22 protein-coding genes, 2 pseudogenes and 1 riboswitch are annotated in these 20,118 nt (G+C 38.7%); of the genes and pseudogenes, 6 read left to right on the forward strand and 18 right to left on the reverse strand.

The features are described 5' to 3' along the window. Position 1: 1 nt before the first annotated feature. Both FQT28_RS08265 and FQT28_RS08270 read right to left on the reverse strand, forming a co-directional pair. Positions 2-688 carry an XRE family transcriptional regulator gene (locus tag FQT28_RS08265; protein WP_125450061.1) on the reverse strand — a complete coding sequence of 229 codons (687 nt, stop codon included), beginning with the start codon at positions 686-688 and terminating at the stop codon, positions 2-4. A gap of 262 nt (positions 689-950) precedes the next feature. Further along, on the reverse strand, positions 951-1,463 hold the full coding sequence (locus tag FQT28_RS08270) for a GNAT family N-acetyltransferase (protein ID WP_125450059.1): 513 nt from the start codon (positions 1,461-1,463) through the stop codon (positions 951-953). Between the two features lie 135 nt (positions 1,464-1,598). Between FQT28_RS08270 and FQT28_RS08275 the strand changes: the two genes are divergently transcribed. Continuing rightward, positions 1,599-1,775 (forward strand): site-specific integrase, encoded by a 177-nt coding sequence (locus tag FQT28_RS08275; protein ID WP_260469227.1) that lies wholly within the window; start codon positions 1,599-1,601, stop codon positions 1,773-1,775. Between the two features lie 494 nt (positions 1,776-2,269). Here FQT28_RS08275 and cadX read toward each other — a convergent pair whose 3' ends face one another. Both cadX and FQT28_RS08285 read right to left on the reverse strand, forming a co-directional pair. Next, on the reverse strand, positions 2,270-2,608 hold the full coding sequence (cadX, locus tag FQT28_RS08280; RefSeq protein WP_000711088.1) for a Cd(II)/Zn(II)-sensing metalloregulatory transcriptional regulator CadX: 339 nt from the start codon (positions 2,606-2,608) through the stop codon (positions 2,270-2,272). A gap of 11 nt (positions 2,609-2,619) precedes the next feature. Then, positions 2,620-3,234 (reverse strand): CadD family cadmium resistance transporter, encoded by a 615-nt coding sequence (locus FQT28_RS08285; protein WP_000615750.1) that lies wholly within the window; start codon positions 3,232-3,234, stop codon positions 2,620-2,622. Between the two features lie 28 nt (positions 3,235-3,262). On the opposite strand from FQT28_RS08285, the gene FQT28_RS10170 reads away from it, so the two are divergent. Together FQT28_RS10170 and FQT28_RS10255 are read left to right on the forward strand one after the other, a co-directional pair. Next, a complete protein-coding gene (locus FQT28_RS10170; protein ID WP_071788300.1) occupies positions 3,263-3,436 on the forward strand; it encodes a FanG protein in 174 nt (57 codons plus the stop codon). 251 nt (positions 3,437-3,687) lie between these two features. Next, positions 3,688-4,065 (forward strand): annotated as a pseudogene (locus FQT28_RS10255) (hypothetical protein). Positions 4,066-4,525: 460 nt separating this feature from the next. Here FQT28_RS10255 and FQT28_RS08300 read toward each other — a convergent pair. From FQT28_RS08300 to FQT28_RS08320, 4 genes are all read right to left on the reverse strand, one after another. Next, the gene (locus FQT28_RS08300) at positions 4,526-4,720 is read right to left on the reverse strand and encodes a hypothetical protein (protein WP_000469564.1); all 195 of its coding nucleotides are present in this window, start codon (positions 4,718-4,720) and stop codon (positions 4,526-4,528) included. Then, positions 4,701-5,033, reverse strand: coding sequence for a hypothetical protein (locus FQT28_RS08305; protein ID WP_001220782.1), 333 nt, complete (start codon positions 5,031-5,033; stop codon positions 4,701-4,703). Before FQT28_RS08305 ends, FQT28_RS08300 begins: the two co-directional genes overlap by 20 nt. A gap of 359 nt (positions 5,034-5,392) precedes the next feature. After that, positions 5,393-6,232 (reverse strand): phage replisome organizer N-terminal domain-containing protein, encoded by an 840-nt coding sequence (locus FQT28_RS08315; protein WP_001014727.1) that lies wholly within the window; start codon positions 6,230-6,232, stop codon positions 5,393-5,395. An 8-nt stretch (positions 6,233-6,240) separates the two neighbouring features. Continuing rightward, on the reverse strand, positions 6,241-6,522 hold the full coding sequence (locus FQT28_RS08320) for a hypothetical protein (RefSeq protein ID WP_000005472.1): 282 nt from the start codon (positions 6,520-6,522) through the stop codon (positions 6,241-6,243). Between the two features lie 147 nt (positions 6,523-6,669). Here FQT28_RS08320 and FQT28_RS08325 point away from each other — a divergent pair, with 147 nt between their 5' ends. Both FQT28_RS08325 and FQT28_RS08330 read left to right on the forward strand, forming a co-directional pair. After that, positions 6,670-7,188, forward strand: coding sequence for a helix-turn-helix domain-containing protein (locus tag FQT28_RS08325; protein ID WP_000181350.1), 519 nt, complete (start codon positions 6,670-6,672; stop codon positions 7,186-7,188). Between the two features lie 51 nt (positions 7,189-7,239). Continuing rightward, complete coding sequence (locus tag FQT28_RS08330; protein ID WP_000022152.1) at positions 7,240-8,394, forward strand: site-specific integrase; 1,155 nt, start codon at positions 7,240-7,242, stop codon at positions 8,392-8,394. Between the two features lie 131 nt (positions 8,395-8,525). On the opposite strand, the gene rpsI is transcribed toward FQT28_RS08330, so the two are convergent. From rpsI to FQT28_RS08380, 10 genes and pseudogenes are all read right to left on the reverse strand, one after another. Next, positions 8,526-8,918 carry a 30S ribosomal protein S9 gene (gene rpsI / locus FQT28_RS08335; protein WP_000075973.1) on the reverse strand — a complete coding sequence of 131 codons (393 nt, stop codon included), beginning with the start codon at positions 8,916-8,918 and terminating at the stop codon, positions 8,526-8,528. A gap of 18 nt (positions 8,919-8,936) precedes the next feature. Further along, positions 8,937-9,383 carry a 50S ribosomal protein L13 gene (rplM, locus tag FQT28_RS08340; RefSeq protein ID WP_001044624.1) on the reverse strand — a complete coding sequence of 149 codons (447 nt, stop codon included), beginning with the start codon at positions 9,381-9,383 and terminating at the stop codon, positions 8,937-8,939. Positions 9,384-9,593: 210 nt separating this feature from the next. Continuing rightward, positions 9,594-10,793, reverse strand: a complete 1,200-nt coding sequence (locus tag FQT28_RS08345; RefSeq protein WP_125450053.1) for an ABC transporter permease — start codon at positions 10,791-10,793, stop codon at positions 9,594-9,596. After that, the gene (locus FQT28_RS08350) at positions 10,790-11,683 is read right to left on the reverse strand and encodes an ABC transporter ATP-binding protein (RefSeq protein ID WP_143989922.1); all 894 of its coding nucleotides are present in this window, start codon (positions 11,681-11,683) and stop codon (positions 10,790-10,792) included. The genes FQT28_RS08345 and FQT28_RS08350 overlap by 4 nt, the downstream gene beginning before the upstream one ends. Before the next feature lie 254 nt (positions 11,684-11,937). Continuing rightward, positions 11,938-14,343 (reverse strand): phenylalanine--tRNA ligase subunit beta, encoded by a 2,406-nt coding sequence (gene pheT / locus FQT28_RS08355; RefSeq protein ID WP_143989923.1) that lies wholly within the window; start codon positions 14,341-14,343, stop codon positions 11,938-11,940. A gap of 75 nt (positions 14,344-14,418) precedes the next feature. After that, a pseudogene (locus FQT28_RS08360) lies at positions 14,419-14,928 on the reverse strand (GNAT family N-acetyltransferase). After that, entirely contained in the window at positions 14,928-15,974 is a 1,047-nt protein-coding gene (gene pheS / locus FQT28_RS08365) for a phenylalanine--tRNA ligase subunit alpha (RefSeq protein WP_143989924.1), read from the reverse strand. Before pheS ends, FQT28_RS08360 begins: the two are co-directional and overlap by 1 nt. Positions 15,975-16,247: 273 nt before the next feature. Next, positions 16,248-16,898: a phosphatase PAP2 family protein gene (locus FQT28_RS08370; protein ID WP_084948452.1), complete on the reverse strand. Its 651-nt coding sequence runs from the start codon at positions 16,896-16,898 to the stop codon at positions 16,248-16,250. Continuing rightward, positions 16,888-17,451, reverse strand: coding sequence for an ECF transporter S component (locus tag FQT28_RS08375; protein WP_084945786.1), 564 nt, complete (start codon positions 17,449-17,451; stop codon positions 16,888-16,890). Before FQT28_RS08375 ends, FQT28_RS08370 begins: the two co-directional genes overlap by 11 nt. 153 nt (positions 17,452-17,604) lie before the next feature. Next, positions 17,605-17,822: riboswitch (FMN riboswitch) on the reverse strand. 40 nt (positions 17,823-17,862) lie between these two features. Beyond that, positions 17,863-18,366, reverse strand: coding sequence for a tRNA (cytidine(34)-2'-O)-methyltransferase (locus tag FQT28_RS08380; protein WP_084945785.1), 504 nt, complete (start codon positions 18,364-18,366; stop codon positions 17,863-17,865). 400 nt (positions 18,367-18,766) lie between these two features. Between FQT28_RS08380 and trkA the strand changes: the two genes are divergently transcribed. Continuing rightward, positions 18,767-20,116 (forward strand): Trk system potassium transporter TrkA, encoded by a 1,350-nt coding sequence (gene trkA, locus FQT28_RS08390; RefSeq protein ID WP_143989925.1) that lies wholly within the window; start codon positions 18,767-18,769, stop codon positions 20,114-20,116. The last annotated feature ends 2 nt before the right edge of the window (positions 20,117-20,118 follow it).

Genomic DNA, 20,118 nt, shown 5'->3' on the forward strand with positions numbered 1-20,118 from the left:
GCTAACCCTCCATCGGCACAAAGTTCCCAACGATAATCCCCACAATCCGAGGATCTTCTTCATAGGCGATGAAAATGTCCTTGTATTTAGGATTGATCGATACCAGACGCAAGCCATCTTCCTCCCGATAAACCCGTTTGATATAGGTCTGGTTGTTGCAGACCACTGCATAAACTGCTCCGTCATAGTCAAATCTCGTCTCTCGAATCAGAGCCACCGAACCATTTTGATATTTAGGCTCCATAGAGTCCCCAGCCACCCAGGACGCAAAATCATGGGCCAACTCCTCGTTAAAGTAGACCGTATCAAAATTCTGGTCATCGTAGACCGAAGCCCCAATCCCTGCTGACATGCGTTCGTAGACACGGTACTCATAGAGGCGCTCTGGCATGGTCGTCACCTTCTGAGTTTGTTCCTCTTGAGCTAGGTTGCGAGCATAAAGCACAACCTTGTCCTTCCCTTGCTTGGAGAGGCTATTGTAGAGACGGACAATCTCAATCTGAGTAAAATACCCTCTTGCTACCTTTAAAATATTCTCTAGCTGGGCAACCTTCTCCTTGGATGGTTCCTTAATCCCACGTTCCCAAGCCGAGTAAGCCTGAAAACTAATCCCTAATTTCTCTGCAATTTCCTTCTGTGTCAATTTTAACTCTTTCCTCCGAGCCTTGAGTTTTTCTGGTTGGTACATGATTCACCTCCTAGTGTGATGCTTTAATGGACATTATCTCCCTTAGAAAGACTAATCGACGGTTGAACTTACACTTTCAAAATTCAACCAATTCGGTTTAGTTTTATTATATAAAAAAAGTGAACAATTGTCCACTGAGAAAAACAAATTTTAACAGACATACCCGGAGATTCTAAACAAAAAACATCCAAGAAAACATTCTTGAATGTCCGGAAAGATTGATGACTCCATTAACCTTGTCAGTAGACTAGAAATGATGATATTATGGCCTCCTTATCTCAAATACTACTGTATGAACCCACTCATTATGAATGTGTAAGTCATTTTCTATCATTCTACTAAAGGTGAAGCCATTTTTTATAAGCACCCTCTGAGAGGCTAGATTACCCGTTGCCGTTCCTGCAATGATTCTATTGAAACCATAAGTCGTGAAGGCCTTGTCTAAAACGAGTTTAACCGCTTCGCTAGCATAACCTAAATTGGCAACATTTCCCCCAATCCTATACCCAAGCTCTGCTGTATTTCGATCACTCTCTAAGACACTTAAATTGATTCTTCCAATCATAACACCTTGCGAATCTCTAATAAGATGCATGTATGCATCATGATTATCTTGCTCCGTTAACAATTCCTTTGTAATTTCTTTAAAACCGTCTGAATCAAAATAGTTAGCTGGTCTAGGAGGTAAATTTCGTTCAAAATACTCCCGATTTTCTTTTTCAAAAGAATAGACGTCTAGACTATTTGCTTTAGACAACAGCTCTAAACTGATCATTGTAAATCATCTCCCGTCATTATCTGCATTCAACATTCTTCTCATGTTTACACAAAGTGAAATTTAAAGAATTTAAAGAAATCCTTTTATTTTCTATATAGTTTCTATATTATAACAATTATAACACAAAATACTATGGATAAACATAATATTCAAGGCGCCACACCAGCAAAACTAGCTGGAGTTTCGCTTGAAGAAATTTCTGAAGTGCTAACCCATAGTGACAAGGAAATTACAAAGACCTATGTTAACACTAAAGATAAAGTTAATCAGGCCGTAGGTGATATTGCATTTCGTAGTTTAAAAAATTGATGGGGTAAATATGGGGTGAACTTTGATTTTTTGAAACAAAAAAGACATCCAAGAGTAAATTCTTGAATGTCTGTAAACGTTGATATAATCGTATTGATTAACGTTTTGAGAATTGTGATGCTTTACGAGCTTTCTTAAGACCTGGTTTTTTCTACATTATGATATTTATGGTAAATTATCACTAAAATCAAGTAATTTTAAGAGATAAATCCTCAATATTTACATATATAATCCTTTTGAAAATCGAGAGGTTATCAAAGGGTTATCACATTTTAGTTTTCGGAGCTTATGTAGTTGAGAAATACGAAATACTGTATCATAAAGATGATGTACAGTTTAGCAACAAATATACAGTTTCTTCGTGCCTGGACAATTTCTTTTTCTATCCTGAAGATATTTAAACAGTTCTATATATTATTTCTTGTGAGTAATTTTCATCAAAAAATTTCATAGAGTAGCTCCCTAGAATCATGGAAAAGTAGTAAAAATAGTTGTTATCCTAGTTGATTAAAAAAATCCCTGATTTCCTCATCTTTTATAAAATAATATATAATTTTCCCCTCTCTTCTAGTGCCCAAGATGTTTTGATTGGCTAATTTACGAAGATGGTGGGAAGTAGATGCCATACTGAGATTTAGTAAACAGGCTATATCACAGACACAGAGTTCTTCAACAGCAAGAAGATAGAAGATGATATTTATCTGTTTATTATCGGTAAATTTTGTTAAAATGCGAAGTGATTTTTGGACTTTTTCCTTTTCAAGGTAGTTCGTTGCGGTTGTAATATTTTGCTGATTTATAACATTCACTTGGCAGATACTATCTTTTTTCATAATATTTTCTCCTAGCCTAATATAGTCCATAGTATGTCAAAACTGTTATTTTCAATCAGGATATATATCCCCAATCCTAAATAAACAACGGCAATAAACCATCTGCTATATTTTTCCAAAATTTCTCCAACAGAAGAGACTTGTGCCAATTTTTGGGCAGAAAAAACCAAGAGATAAATCATGACTAGAAAGGTAAGTAAAGCTACTATCAAATTTGCTAAATTTAAGGTAGTAAAATATGGAACAAAGACACCAATATTGTCAGCACCACAACTTGCAAAAGTAATCATAGCGACTAGAAATATCAGGTTTTTATTATCTTTGCGCAAACCTTCTTTGGCAATAGCTTCTCCATCAGAATCTCCTAAAAGCAAAACTTTGAGACCTAGGAAAATTGGAATCAAACCGAGTAAACCTAAAATCTCTTTACTAGGAATATAATTTAAGACAAATGCAAAAAGCAAACTTAGCAATATTAGACTAACAGAGCCTAGAAATTGTCCTAAATAGATGTTAATGATGTCTTTTCTGCTTTTTCTTTTGGCAAAAAATAACATTAGGATAATAAGTAAGTCTACGGCTGTCCCAGAATACAGGATTATTGAAGTAACAACATTTTGAATCATAAAATACCTCATTCAAATATATTTTTGAATGTATTCTAACATTAAACTTTGTAGATGTCAACTTAAAATCCACCAAAATATAGATAAGAAGTTAGTGTACCAAATATTAAAAAGCCCTGCCATCGAAATGACAGCAGGGCTTAACTTCAATATCCAGATAATATATTTATCTAAAAAAGGTACAGTTTTTATTGATTTGTAGTGCGATATAATGAGTTTCCAAAAATCAAAAATCGCTTAAAATCAATATTTTGACATCTATTGACGTGTACTGAAACCCTTACTTAACCTCTGTAAGGATATAATTACGGTACCAGTATATCATAAATAATAACAAAATCTTGACTTTCCGAAACATAATGATTTTCCCGAAAGAAAGAGATCAACCTAAAAAATTACTGTCTTACTTATGTAATGTTTCTTTAATATAATATAGAAATAAAAAGTATGTAAATGAAAAGATTTATCACATTACTTTTAGTGTCTCTATCTACAATTTTATTAATTGCATGCTCTAACCAATCAAGCAATTCTTTAGATGGCGAATACCGTTGAATAAACGAGAGTAGAAATGAAGTTGCCTTTACCATTTCAGGTAACAAAGGAAATAGCAACAAAGGAGAGGCCGACACCTTTACAATTGATAAAGACAGTGCAACAATCGAACCGACTGGCTCTAATATCATAAACCGAAAAGAGAATTATACCTTCAAGGATGACGTATTCACTGTAGATATTTCAGGAACAAAGCAGGAGTATTACAAAAAGGATAGTGAAGAAATACAGCGACAAGTAAAACCCTCAAACTATTTGATATTCTTTATACAATAAAAACGCTTTTGTACTGACCCCAAAAGTTAGATTTTTTCTGTCTAACTTTTGGGGGTCAGTACACACCCGCATAGCGGGTATTTTTTTGTCTCACACCTAGCGGAGTGAGACAGGCTAATAGTCACATAATAAAAAATTTACTTAAAGTCAGATTTTAAATACTTTAGAATAGTTCTTTCTAAAACTTACTCCCAAATTTTTTTGCTCGTATAATTCATCAGGGGTTTGGGGATTCCCCAAAATTCAAATCATCCCAAAAAGTACATACACTTTGTGTATACAAATTTTAGGATGATTTTGGGAGTGTGTGTATACAGACTCTGAGCTCGCAAAGTCATATTATGAGAAATCTTTCCTTCTCGATAAAATAATCCCAAAAATCAATTTGACTGTCATTTGTGTGTACAAATATTTTAAGAAGATATATAAAAAACGCTGCAAAATTTTTAACAGCGTTTCCTTATTTTAAAATTCTCATATGTCTTTCTTTTTTATGGTTAGCATCATAGTATTCCAGCATCGCATGATACAAACGAGCCTTCGTTTTATCTTGTTGTTTAATTCCATGAAGAAATAATTCTGCTCGCTTTAATTTCAATATGTATTCACATATCTGATCAAAATCCTTATCCATATTACTTTTGAAAATAAACATCTTTTTCCTCCATCACATCAACTATTTTTTGCATCAAAATAGACATATCCATTTTGTTTTCATAGCTTATTCTCCCAACTACAGTTGCAAGACGGGCTATAGAATTGATATTCTTTCCGACTTGTTCCAACTCTTCTGTTAAAGGAACTAAACCTTCAAAAGAGACTTTTTGGATGTTCAAATCTGTTCGTATTAATTTTTGTCTAGCAAACTCAGAAAAATTACGAATATTTTCCTTCCTCATACAATCATTTAATTTTTTATTTTCTTCTTCCGTCAAAAACACCTGTTTCAACACAGATTTTATTCTCATGGTCCTATCACCTCGTTTTCTTATTTAGTCGTTTTACAAGTTCTTTCACTTGTTTACTTGTCTTCTTTTCATATTCTATCATCAGCTCAACGCAGTAGTGAAATATCCTTACATTATCCAAATCCTCACTTTGTTCTGCTATTCTTTCTAACTGACGTAAGTTATTGATAATTCTTCTAACTTGAAATATAAAGTCATGATAAGATTCAAAATCAAATTGAAGATAAATAGGCGAGCTCTTAAATAACATTTTTCTGGCATAAGAGGAAAAACTTAGATGATTTGTCATTTCAATCAAGTTATTCACTATTTCATTTTGCTCCTCAGTGATGTAACATTTCTTTAGAACAGTCCTATATCTACTCATTTATCATATACTTCTTTCGGGCATTTTCATGGGCAATAGCTTTGCACTCCAGCATACGTTCCTGCTTTAAATTCTCCATAGACTTAAATAAATACGCCAAAGGAGACGTCGCATCCTCAGGAATCCGTTCAATCATGCTAATGACTTCATCACTAGTTACATACCCACTAGCCAAATACTCGCCTATCTTCATCTTCTGAGCATGTGTTAAAGTGTAATTGTTAGGATACAAAAATCTATCATTGTACTTATAAGAAATGGATTCTAACAAAGAATAATATTTGGGTGGAATATAAGTTTCAGGCTTTCTAGAACTATTATCCAGTATATTCTCAATCTCTTTCTTATTCTTACTCTTGTTCTTAATCTCTTGCGTTACATTATCATTTTCATCCGTTACTGTAACGTTACAGTCTAAAACGAGTTGTGGCTCGCCTGTAATTAGTGCTTTTTGTTTTTGTCTATGACGAGCAACACGTTCCCTAGTTTGTTTTCTAATCTTTTCTAGTCCATCTATATTCTGATGTTTCTCCCATTTTGGAATGGTAATAGCGCCATCTATGATTTCTATCATGCCAAATTCTTCAAACATGCTGAGAGCTAATTTTACAGATGTAGCCTTTCGCCTAAACACTGTTGAAAGCATCTCTTCTGTGTAATAAACCTTGTTCCCTAGACTTAATATGCCACTATTATTTTGCTTTCCTGCAAGCACCAGAATTTTAAACCATATTACAATAAGAGTATCTCCTTCTGGCATTGATTCTATTAGCTGAATTTTTTCATCATCAAATATATCTGTTGTTATCTTGATCCACTGAACACCATTCATACGAGTACCTATCTTTCATATTGCTTCAACCATCGTGTTACTGCTCTTTTATCGTATAAAGTCACTCCATCAATCACCATGGTTGGCATTCCTTCTTTCGTCCATTTTTGGATTGTTGTCGTAGATACATCTAACCACCTAGACAAACCTGACATACGAACCATAGGTTTATAAAGTTCTTTATCTTCAAATACTCTTGCTACAGCATTTGAAATCATCTCATCATAGTGAGCACGTAATTGCTTCTCTAATTCTTTAGGAAGCTGGACAACTAAAGTAGTTTCCGACATAAATTCACACCTCATTTCTAAATTAAATAAGCTCCGAAACCATTTAATTTGTTATTCATTTTGAATTATATATCCTTTTTGAATTTTTGTCAAGCCTTTTTATTCAAAAAGAATAAAATGTGTTATAATGATAAAAAGGAGGTTCTTATGACGAATCATATTACTAAACTGATAGAAAATAGCGGAAAAAAATTGACAGAAATTAGTGAAGCTACAAATATAGCCTATCCTACACTTTCTGGATACAATCAAGGAATCCGCAAACCTAAAAAAGATAATGCTGAAAAATTGGCAAAATACTTTAATGTTTCCGTCGCTTACATTATGGGACTTGATAGCAACCCACACGCTCCATCAAATCTTAAAATTGTTACAGATAGTTTCAAAACATCTAAAATTGGTTCTGTGACACCTTTTAAAAGCGATATGGAGAAGTTAAAGAAGAGCATCGAATTTGGCGAAAGGGCATTAACACTACCACTTGATGATAGTTTTTCAGATGAATTTCGTCATATATTCTCAGAATATCTAGCTGAGAAAAACAAACGTTTTATGTCTGAGTTTATAGATTATATGAATCACCAAAATAAAGATTCTAAAGTTTGGCAGAGCTGGATTAAAACAGACGAATACGCTATCCGCCAAGAAGATAGAAAAAATAGATAGACACTCATTTCTCAATTACATAAGCTCCGAAAACTTAGATACGGAGAAAAAATGTCTATACACAAATACAAAACAAAAAAAGGAATCCTATACTATGTCAGCTTTTACATTGGCTTAGATGCTTATGGAAAGAAAAAAAGGCACTTAAAGAGAGGGTTCAAAACCAAAAAAGAGGCAAAATTGTACGAAGCTCGTTTAGAAGCTGGTGTCGTTGCCCCCACAGTAAGTACCGACAAACCTAACCCCAAAGTCACTTATAAAGAACTTTATCAAGAATGGTTTAATGCCTATGTTGGTACCGTTGAAGAAACAACTTCTTCCCAAACTAAGAATATCTATCGAATACATATTCTACCAATATTTGGCGATAAATTTATTGACCAAATCAGTCCTTTAGACTGTCAAAACTTTATTACACAAAAATCTCAGACTTTCAAAAATATCAAACAGATAAAATCCTATACCTCAAAAATTTTTGATTTTGCAATCAACATGAACTACATTGATCGAAATCCAATGAAGAATGTTATCATGCCTAAAATCAAAAAAACTAGATCAGATAATTTTTGGTCACTGGAGGAATTACATCATTTCCTTGATATAGTGAAAGAAACTGAGCCATTTAAACATTTTGCTTTATTTAGACTGCTTGCATTTAGTGGACTACGAAAAGGGGAGTTATACGCTTTAAAATGGGCTGATATTAACTTTGACAGCAATCTATTGAACATAGATAAAAGTCTAGGAAGAATTGACGGTAAAGCGATTGAAAAGAGCACAAAGAATGAATCTTCAGTTCGTACAATCTATCTTGATGATGAGACAATCGATATTATTAAGCAATGGAGAAATTTCTATCTGAAAGAACAATCTCAGCTTCCTCTTACAAAGCTGAATATTAGTGATGAATATATGTTCTCTTACATATCAAGTAATGACAAAATTGAACCTTTGCATGCTGATTACATTAATAACGTACTGAATCGAATTATTAAAAAGCATAAATTAAAACCAATTAGCCCACATGGGTTTAGACATACACATGCAACACTTATGTCTGAAATTGGAATCGATCCTTCTAATACATCAAAACGTCTCGGTCATGCAAGCAGTCAGGTGACATTAGATGTCTATACTCACACCACAAAAACTGGTGAGAAAAACTCTATTGACAAATTTGCAGACTATCTCAATAAAGCAAAATAAATCATGATTTTAAAAATTTAGAAGAGGTTATCAGAAGGTTATCACAAAGCTATTTGAGCTCAAAAATCGACAAAAAAGCACTTTGCAAAATTTTTGCAAAGTGCTTTGAAACGTTGATATAATCGTATTGATTAACGTTTTGAGAATTGTGATGCTTTACGAGCTTTCTTAAGACCTGGTTTCTTACGTTCAACTTTACGTGAGTCACGTGTAAGAAGTCCTGCGCGTTTCAATGAATCGCGGAAGTCTGGGTCTACTTGAAGAAGAGCACGAGCGATACCGTGACGGATAGCTCCTGATTGACCAGCGTATCCACCACCTACAACATTAACGAAAACGTCGTATGAACCTACAGTTGAAGTAACTGCGAATGGTTGGTTGATAACAAGACGAAGGTCAGCGTGTGGGATGTACTCTTCAACATCTTTTTTGTTAACGGTGATTTTACCAGTTCCTGGAACAAGGCGAACGCGTGCAACAGCGTTTTTACGACGTCCAGTACCTGCATATTGTGCTTGTGACATACTTTATTGTTCCTTTCCTTAGATAAGTCCTGAAATATCAAGAACTTCTGGTTGTTGTGCAGCGTGAGTGTGCTCAGCTCCAACGAATACTTTCAATTTCATACCTTGAGCGCGGCCAAGAGTATTGTGTGGAAGCATACCTTTAACTGATTTTTCGATCAAACGTACTGCATTTTTAGAACGAAGTTCACCAGCAGAGATTTGTTTCAATCCACCTGGGTGGTTTGAGTGAGTGTAGTAGATCTTATCAGTTGCTTTTTTACCAGTCAATTTAACTTTTTCAGCATTGATAACGATTACGAAGTCACCTGTATCAGTGTGTGGTGTGAATGTTGGTTTGTTTTTTCCGCGAAGTACGCTAGCAACGACTGCTGAAAGGCGTCCAAGAGGTACATCAGTTGCATCAACAACGTACCATTTGCGTTCTACTTGGCCTGGTTTAGCCATGAATGTAGTTTTGTTCATGATTTCTCCTATATGAATATCGTTTTTGTTTACAGGGCGGATGTTCCGGTCCGCGGGGTATTTGAAAGGTTCCGGGGCCTTACAAATGGGGTAAACAATACCGTCTACTATCATACCAAATTTTACTACTAAAAGTCAATAGATATGAAAAATATTTTTACCGATTTCGGTGTTTAACATCTAGAAAAACCTCGCTTTTGCGAGGCTCTCCTATTTATAAGCTAAGGCACGTTTAAAGCTTTTCCATAGACCTAGATCATCTGTCTGAAGGACAAGGCTGGCATACATACGTCCGATAAAGGCTGTTGCAGTGACTGCAAAAGCAACCGTTATGGCAAGAGAAATCCAAGCTTCCAGACCACTTGCATAACCATTTATAGCTCTAAATGGCATAAAGAAGGTCGAAATGAAAGGAATGTAGGAACCAATTTTCAGAACTAAATTGTCACCAGCAACACCTAGAGAGGTCACACCGACAAATCCTGCTATAATCAAGATCATCAATGGAGACAAGGCCTTTCCTGAATCCTCAGGGCGAGAAACCATGGATCCTAGGAAGGCTGCCAAAACAACGTACATAAAGAGACTAACCAAGACAAACAATAAGGTATTGAGCGAGAAGGCCTCTCCTATATGGTTTAAAATACCAGATTGTGCCAAGATTGGTAGGTCTTTAAAGAGCAAAATGGCAGCCAGCCCACCCACGACGTAAATGCCAATATGAGTCAAAATCACGAGAAGTAGAGCCAGCATGCGAGCGTAGAAATAATGACTAGCTCGGATACTAGAGAAGACCACCTCCATGATTTTGGTTCCTTTCTCGCTAGCTACTTCCTGAGCAGTGACGCTAGCATAAGTAATCAAAATCATATAAAGGAAGAAACCAAGCCCTGCGGCCGCAATGGTTTGAACAATTTTTTTATTTTCCTTGGATTCATCAATCTTCTCAGTAAAGTCAACGGTCTGACTCAGACGTTTTTCCTGTTCTTGAGACAAATTGGCTGCCGAACGATTGAGTTGGTATTGCAGTTCGTTTAACTTATTGGTTACTGCTAGTTTGACGCCACTTTCAAGAGAGGTTTCACCATGATAGACGGCCTTGAGGACGCTGTCCTCTTGGTCAATGGTTAGGTAACCCTTGATTTTCTCATCCTTGATAGCAGCCTGGGCACTGGCTTCATCCTTATAATCAAAGTTGATACCATTGGTACCCTTGAGCCCTTCTTCCACAGATGGTACCGTTGTTACTACTGCTATCTTGCTATTCTTGGCCATAGAAGACCCTTGGAGATAGCCAATTCCTACAGATAAGGCTAAAAATAGGAACGGCGAAATCACCATAAAGAAGAAACTCCACGACTTGACATGCCGAAGATAGGTTTCCTTCATTACAACCCACATATTTCTCATACTTCCACCCCTGATTCTAGTTTAAAGATTTCATCGATTGTTGGAGCTTGTTGGTCAAAGGTCGCAATATATTGACCTTGAGTGAGGATTGGGAAGAGTTCCCTTCCAGCGCTCTCGTCATCGAGGATCAATTTCCAACTGCCTTGCTTGGTCAAGCTCACCTGTTTGACGTGAGGAAGTTTTTCCAGTTCTTCCTTGCTTCGTTCACTTGAAACAAAGAGGCGCGTTTTCCCGTATTGATTGCGAACTTCTTGGACCGGTCCATGCAAGACTACACGCCCATCACGAATCATCAGAATATCATCGCAAAGCTCCTCGACATTGGTCATGACATGGTCAGAAAAGATAATGATTGCACCGCGCTCTTTCTCTTTTAAGATGACCTGTTTGAGCAACTCGGTATTGACTGGATCCAAACCACTAAAAGGCTCATCCAAGATGATCAAGTCAGGCTCATGGATCAGGGTGATAATCAGCTGAATTTTCTGCTGATTTCCTTTAGAAAGACTCTTGATTTTGTCGGTCAATTTGCCCTTCACTTCGAGTTTTTCCATCCATTGAGGGAGTTTCTCCTTGATCTCCTTGGCATCCATGCCCTTTAGAGTCGCCAAGTAGCGAACTTGTTCAAGGACTGTTAGCTTGGGCATAAGACTGCGTTCCTCAGGCAGGTAGCCAATCCGAGCGTAGGTTTCCTGACGAATCTCCTGCCCATCCAGGCTGATCTCTCCTTGATACTCTAAGAATTTCAACATACTGTGGAAAATCGTTGTTTTCCCAGCACCATTCTTCCCGACCAAGCCTAGAATCCTTCCTGGACTTGCCTGAAAATCGACACCAAACAAGACTTGCTTGGGACCGAAACTTTTCTCTAGATTTCTTACTTCTAACATTTTCCACCTCCGAGATATGTTGCACTTATTATACTCCTTTTTGATAGCCTTTACAACATTTTGTGTCTATTTTTATCGAGATTATTTATAGTAAAAATCTACCAAATCTAAGGTTTTTAAGAGGTTCAGTGATAACTTAAGTATAGCTCATTAAAGGCTTTCTGAGATGATTCCTCTCTCAACTGTTGCTTTTCTCTTCTGAACTGTCCTTTTGAAACTAAAAATCCACCCCGAAGGATGGATGGATTGATGAGTTAACGTACTTCTGCATTCACTTTTTCTTCGAGTGATGCTTGGATTTTTTCCATGTAGCGTGCGACTTCCTCGTCCGTCAAGCTGTCTTCTGGATTTTGGAAGGTCAAGCTATAGGCCATTGACTTCATACCAAGTCCTAATTTTTCACCTGAGAAGACGTCAAAGAGTTTGATATCTGTCAAACGTTTCACGCCTGCAGCTTGGATAGCGTCTACAACTTCTTGGTGAGTGACTTCTGCCTTGAGAAGTAGAGCAATATCACGACTAACAGCTGGGAATTTGGTAATTTCCACAAATGGAGCAGCCGGTTGGAGAGCAGCTTCGATGGCTGAAAGGTTAAGTTCAGCTACATAAGTTTCTGGGATATCGTAGTCCTTCGCAGTGACTGGATGCACTTGACCAAGGAAACCAAGAACTTGGTCACCGAGTGAGATTACGGCTGTACGTCCTGGATGAAGGCTAGCGATTTCAGATGTTGCTGTATAAGTTACTTGGAGTCCCAAACGAGCAAAGAGAGTTTCAAGGATTCCCTTAGCATAGAAGAAATCAACTGGAACTGCTGCTGTTTGGAAATCTTTTTCAGCAACCAAGCCTGTCAAGGCAAAGGCAAAGCTGTTGATCTCGTTTGGTAGGTCTTCTTTTGGATTGCCTGTTTGTTCAAAGACTTTTCCAATCTCGTAAAGAGCCAAGTTTTTGTTCTTACGAGCCACATTGTAGGCAACCGTATCAAGGATACCTGAGACCATATTTTGGCGGAGAACGGAGCGATCCACTGTCATTGGCCACATAAGTTCTGTAAGGTTACTTGGTTGAGCTGTGAACTCAACTGCTTTTTCAGGAGTTGTTAGAGCGTAGGTAATGATTTCTGTCAAGCCTGCCCCTTCAGCAATCGTACGGACTTGGCGACGCAATTTTTGTGTTGCAGTCAATTCACCTGCTGTACCATCATCTTTTGGAAGACTGGTTGGCAAACGGTCATAACCATAGATACGAGCGATTTCTTCAAAGAGGTCCGCTTCGATGGCGATATCCCAACGACGACGGGGTACGCTGACTGTAAATGATTCTGCATTGCCAGAAAGACCAAAGCCAAGACGACGGAAGACATCTTCGACATCAGCGTATGAAAGTTCTGTTCCAAGGACACGGTTGACATCGGCAAGAGTTGAAGATACTTCTACATCTGAAGTGTCAAGCTCACCCGCTGAAACGATGCCCTTACGCACCGTCGCACCTGCAAGTTCTGCAATCATGCTAGCTGCAGCATCCAAGGCCTCATTGACTGTTGCCACATTGATCCCTTTTTCAAAACGAGAAGATGACTCAGAACGAAGATTCAAGCGACCGCTAGTCTTACGAATGGATGTGCCATTGAAAACAGCAGCTTCTAACACAACACGACTAGATTTTTCAGAGATTTCTGTTGCTTGACCGCCCATGACACCTGCAAGAGCTACTGGTTTGTCTGCGACAGTGACGACTAAGTCATTTGTTTCCAAGTCGCGTTCTTCACCGTCCAAGGTCACCAATTTTTCACCAGCACACGCTTCACGCACACGAATCTCGCTTCCTTCAAAGGTATCCAAGTCAAAGGCATGCATCGGTTGACCAAAGTAAAGCAGGATGTAGTTGGTCACGTCCACTACGTTATTAATCGGACGAATCCCTTCGTTCATGAGGAGGTTTTGCAACCATTGTGGACTTGGTGCGATGGTCACATTGTCCAAGATACGGGCCGCATAATATGGTGCCTTATCTGTTTCAATCCCTACAGAAAGAGCATCTGCTGCACTTTCATTTGTTTCTGTTAAACTGAATTTCTTAAAGCTAACTGCCTTGTCATAGATAGCTGCCACTTCGTGCGCTACTCCACGCATAGATAGAGCATCTGCACGGTTTGGAGTGATTGAAAGTTCGATAATTTCATCATCCAAGTCTAGGTAAGAAAAGACTTCGTCCCCAGGAATAGCATCTTGAGGCAAGATTTGGATACCATCTGCGAATTCCTTTGGCACAACTGAGTCCGAAATACCTAATTCACCAAGTGAACAAATCATTCCGAGAGACTCTAAACCACGGATTTTCCCTTTTTTGATCTTGTAATTGTCCGCGATACGAGCTCCCGGAAGTGCCACCATGACCTTGATACCAGCACGCACATTTGGAGCACCACAAACGATTTGACGGGCTTCTTCTTCGCCAACGTTAACCTGACAAACATGAAGGTGAGTTTCTGGCACATCTTCGCAAGACAAGACCTCACCGACGACAATTTTTGAGAGACCGGCAGCCGGTGATTCGACACCTTCGACCTCAATCCCTGTAGTTGACATTTTTTCAGCCAACTCTTGTGATGGCACATCAATGTCCACCAATTCTTTTAACCATTTATAAGATACAAGCATAATTTAGTTCTCCAGAATGACAGTTGTCACTCTAGTTTTTTCCTTTCCTATCATTTCAATAGAAGAATCCTCTTCTTACCTTAATTTCTTTTTTAGTAACCAATCCGTATCTACTTTTTGACCAACCATAAAACGATGTTGGCTAAATTTTTCAAAACCATATCGATTATAAAATGCTTGAGCTTTTGTATTATGTTCCCAAACACCTAGCTAAGCCCAGGAAAAACCATTTTTTTCGGCAAGTTCCAGAGGGAATTCAAAGAGTTGCTTACCAAGTCCAAATCTTTGGAATTTTTGTAGCACATAAAGGCGTTGAATTTCAAAAGCGTCCTCTAATTCTCTCTCAGTCTGAGCACTTCCCCAGTTGACTTTGAGAAAACCAGCTATCTCCTCTTCATGCATAATGAAATAGGTTTCGGATTCTGGATTTTCCAACTCAGTTGACAAAACTCTCAGACTATAAGCCTCTTCAAAGTATTCCTGTAACTGCTCTTCCGTATTATCATGAGCAAATGTTTCACGAAAGGTTTGTTTGGCAATTTTGGACAACACCCCAATATCTGCCTTTTCTACTTTTCTAATCATTATTTAAACTGTTCTGAGAAGCGGACATCTCCTTGGTAGAATCCACGGATATCGTTGATTCCGTAACGGAGCATAGCTACACGCTCTTGTCCTAGACCAAAGGCAAATCCAGAGTAAACCGTTGCATCAATACCACTCATCTCAAGGACACGTGGGTGAACCATACCGGCACCCATAATCTCAATCCAACCTGTTTTCTTACATACGTTACAGCCGTCTCCACCACACTTGAAGCAGGAAACATCCACCTCAACAGATGGCTCTGTGAATGGGAAATAAGATGGACGCAGACGAATCTGACGCTCTTCACCAAACATTTTTTGAACGATCAATTGAAGGGTTCCTTGAAGATCTGCCATGGAGATGTTTTTCCCAACAACCAATCCTTCGATTTGGTGGAACTGGTGACTGTGGGTCGCATCGTCCGTATCACGACGGAACACACGCCCTGGTGAGATCATTTTCAAAGGACCTTTTGAAAAATCATGAGCATCCATAGCACGCGCCTGAACTGGAGACGTGTGAGTACGAAGCAAGATTTCTTCTGTGATATAGAAAGTGTCCTGCATATCGCGAGCTGGATGGTCTTTTGGAAGATTCATACGCTCAAAGTTGTAGTAGTCTTGCTCTACTTCAAAACCATCCACAACTTGGTAACCCATCCCGATGAAAATGTCTTCGATTTCCTCACTGGTTTGTGTGAGGACATGACGGTGACCAGTCGCAACTGGACGACCTGGAAGTGTCACATCGATGCTCTCGCTAGCAAGTTGTGCTTCAACTTTCTTTTCTTCCAAGAGTTTAGCCGTTTCTTCGAAGGCTGCTGTCAAGACATCTCGAGCTTCATTGACGTGTTTCCCGATGATTGGGCGCATCTCAGCAGAAACATCCTTCATCCCTTTAAGAATCTCCGTAAGCGAACCCTTTTTACCAAGGACAGAGACACGCAATTCTTGCATCTCTTTTTCATTTTCAGCAGTAATCTGCTTCAAGCTAGCCAGCGTTTCTTCGCGAAGCGCTTTTAGTTGTTCTTCAATAGTTGACATAATTCCTCCATCAGTCTCTCATAAGATAAAAAGAAAACCACATGTCAAAAACTCCACTCGGAGCGTTGACACGCGGTACCATCCGTTTTCATCTGACAAGTCAGACCTTCATTTCTAAATCCATGCGCAAGTGAATTCACCCAGCTTTCATATAGAGAGCTTGCAGTCACGGCTCTCCTCCCTGATATACTTCCCTTGAGTTACTAGTCTTGCGGATTTCTATTCAATTACTACATAGTTTATCAGATTTTTACCATTCTTGCAAGACCTATCTCACTTCTGCTTGCCTTTAAATCGCCATTGGAAGCGAAGCTTGTCATAGAAGGGAAATTCGATAAACAAGACTCCCAAGCCCACACAAAAACTGGCAAGAACATCAGATGGATAGTGAACCCCCAGATAGACCCTTGATACTAGCACACTGACTAGGTAGAGCCCAAGGACGATTTGCACGATTTTTCTCCAAACCGGATCTTTAATCCGTTGACTGAGAATGACAATCAAAGTCCCTACCATCAGCGTCACTGCCAGAGAATGCCCGCTTGGAAAAGAAAATCCTTTCTCCTCTACCAGATGTAAGATAGCTGGTCGTGGGCGCTGGTAAATATTTTTAAAAGTCACTATTAAAAGACCAGCCAAAGCCAGATTGCCTATCATAAAGAAACTTTCTATCTTCCACTTCTTACGATAAAAGATAAAGGCTGCAATGGCAACCCAGGTGATAATCACCGGGATATCAATCAAATGCGTAAGCGCACGGAATAGAACTGTCAAATAATCTGGCAAGTCCCCACGAAGGGCAGTCTGAATCGGTTGATCAAAACCGACCAGCGTTTCAGGATAGAACTTAACCATATAGCCAAGAAGGACGAAAAGTAAAAGGGCAAAACTGCCCTTCATTAAAAATGTTTGTTTATCTCTCATAATGTTTTAAGGTTGGTTTCAAGAGGACGTATAACAACCAGAATGAAACGGCAAAGATTAAACCTTCAATCAGGTTAAAAGGTAAAACCATGGTCATCAAGTAGTTAGAAAGTCCTATAATTTCTCTAATATCAAAGTTGGCAAACTGCGCGTATAAAGGAACCGCATAGACATAGTTGAGAACCAACATGGCAGAAGTCAATCCAATAGTTCCCGCTAGAGATGCTAGTAGGAAACGAAGGGTGCTGCGTTCCTTTTTCCAAATCAAACCAAAGGCGATAACAAAAACTCCCAGAGCTACGATATTCATTGGCAAGCCAATGTGGGTGTTCACTCCTTGACTATTCAGAAGCAACTTCAAGAGTGAGCGCATCAAGAGAATGCCTAGAGCAGCAGGCAAATCCATCACCACCAAGCCCACAAGGACTGGCAAGATACTAAACTCGATCTTGAGGAAGGTTGCCGCTGGCAAGAGCGGAAAGTCAAAGTACATCAGCACAAATGAAATGGCTGATAAAATCGCAATGGTCGAAATTCGACGTGTGTTTGTCATAACAGGTTCCTCCAATTTTCTATAAAATCAGAAGAAGTTGGAAAGGATCCCTCTATCTATTCTCACTTTTTATATCCCAAAAGTTCCCTCTCACTCTTTTGAGCAAACGGTTACAATTCATCAATAAACTCATCAGAACAGACAAAGCCATTCTTTCGTCTTCTCCCATCCAGACTATACTGTCGGTTGTGGAATCGCACCACATCAGCTTGCGCTCGCGGACTTCTTTAACTAAGATATTTTGGATTAATCTAGGCGTCGCAGTCGAAGATAATACTTGAGTATATCGAGACAAGACAACGAAGAGTAAGCCAAAATAGCTAGTTAAAGTCACCGCCGGTCGGGAATCTCACCCAGCCCTGAAGACCCTTTAATCATAACAAAAAACGCTTGCAAGTGCAAGCATTTTGATTATTTCAATTTATCTACTTCATAGGTGTGAACAAGCTCAAGACCTGCAAAATTCTGCTGACGAAGAGCCTCATAGACAATCATGCAGACGGTATTAGACACATTGAGACTGCGGACATGTTCATCATTCATAGGAATACGGAGTGCTTTCTCAGGATGTTCCCGCATAAAGTCCTCTGGTAAGCCCTTATCCTCACGTCCAAAAAGAAAATAATGGTCCTCGTCCGTCGATAAATCTGCTTCAGAATAGACCTTTTCCGCAAATTTGGAAATCAAGTAAAGTTGCCCTTTCATCTGAGACATAAAGTCTGCCAAATTATCATAAAAATGAATCTCTAACTTGTCCCAATAATCCAAACCAGCTCGCTTCATCTTCCGATCATCAATCGGAAATCCCATCGGTTTGATGATGTGGAGGGGAGAATTGGTCGCAGCGCAAGTACGCGCAATGTTACCTGTATTTTGTGGAATCTGAGGTTCAAATAATACAATGTGATTTGTCATGACTGGCTTCCTTTTATCATTGCAAAAAAATAGCCACACTGCCCGGAGTCAAGCTCAGCAAACAGCGTGGTTAAGGCATCGTTAACTTACCTCACAACAGGTTTGAAGTAAATCAGCGAAGCTACTTTCTTAGTATAACACTTTCAGAATCAATGTCAATAGAAACGACTTGATTTTTTTACTTTTTTTGATGAGAATTTCATGCTTGGTCATTCTATTTCTGAAAAGGGATAGTAAAAGAGTAAAATCACTTCAAATCAGAGATATTTTATAGAGGATAAACATATTTATCTTCAAAAACTTGAAAAAGTCCTTTCTTCCTTCAAAAATCGGCTTGGCAAGTGCATTTTTTGCTAAAAAAGGGTATGATAGTTACATCATGAAAAAGTAGGTTTTTTATATGAAAATTGTCCTTGTTGGTGGAGGGAAAGTCGGTTTCGCCCTCTGTCGTTCACTGGTTGCAGAAAACCATGACGTTGTCCTCATCGAACAAGATGAGGCTGTTCTCAATCATATTGTCAGTCGCTTTGATATCATGGGACTCCTTGGAAATGGTGCAGACTTTGCTATCTTAGAGCAAGCCGGCGTTCAAGAGTGTGATATCTTTATCGCTCTAACTGAGTACGATGAAGTGAATATGATTTCAGCGGTACTTGCCAAAAAAATGGGCGCTAAAGAAACCATCGTTCGAGTGCGAAATCCTGAATACTCTAATGCCTATTTTAAAGAGAAAAATATTCTTGGATTTTCACTTATCGTTAATCCAGAACTCCTAGCAGCCCGTGCCATCTCAAATATCATCGATTTCCCTAACGCCCTCTCAGTTGAGCGTTTTGCTGGAGGTCGTGTCAGCCTGATGGAGTTTGTTATCAAAGATTCTAGCGGGCTCTGTCAAATGCCAATCTCAGACTTCCGTAAGAAATTTGGCAACATCATTGTCTGCGCTATGGAAAGAGACCATCAACTCATGATTCCAAGTGGTGATGTTACTATCCAGGACAAGGATCGGATTTTTGTTACGGGAAATCGTGTAGATATGATGCTTTTCCACAACTATTTCAAATCGCGTGCAGTGAAAAGTTTGCTTATCGTTGGAGCTGGAAAAATTGCTTATTATCTACTTGGCATTTTAAAAGACAGCCGCATTGATATCAAGGTTATCGAAATTAATCCTGAAAGAGCTCGTTTCTTTAGTGAAAAATTCCCTAATCTCTATATTGTTCAGGGAGATGGAACTGCAAAAGACATATTACTAGAAGAAAGTGCTCCTAGCTATGATGCAGTCGCAACCTTAACTGGGGTTGATGAGGAAAACATCATCACCTCTATGTTTCTTGACCGTGTTGGTGTCCAGAAAAATATCACCAAGGTCAACCGGACCAGCCTCCTAGAAATTATCCATGCGCCTGATTTTTCAAGTATCATCACGCCAAAAATCATCGCAGTGGATACCATTATGCACTTTATCCGTGGTCGGGTTAACGCCCAATACTCAGACCTTCAAGCTATGCACCACCTTGCAAATGGTCAAATTGAAACCCTACAATTCCATATCAAGGAAGCTAATAAAATGACTGCCAAACCCCTTTCACAGTTAAAATTGAAGAAAGAGGTTCTCATCGCAGCCATTATCCGAAAAGGAAAAACAATCTTCCCTACTGGAGAGGATATGCTTGAGGTCGGAGACCAGTTACTCGTGACGACCTTACTGCCAAACATCACCAAAATTTATGATTTGATTGAGAGGTAAAA

The organism is Streptococcus oralis (genome assembly GCF_901543815.1).
In the GTDB taxonomy this organism is placed as follows: domain Bacteria; phylum Bacillota; class Bacilli; order Lactobacillales; family Streptococcaceae; genus Streptococcus; species Streptococcus oralis_CM.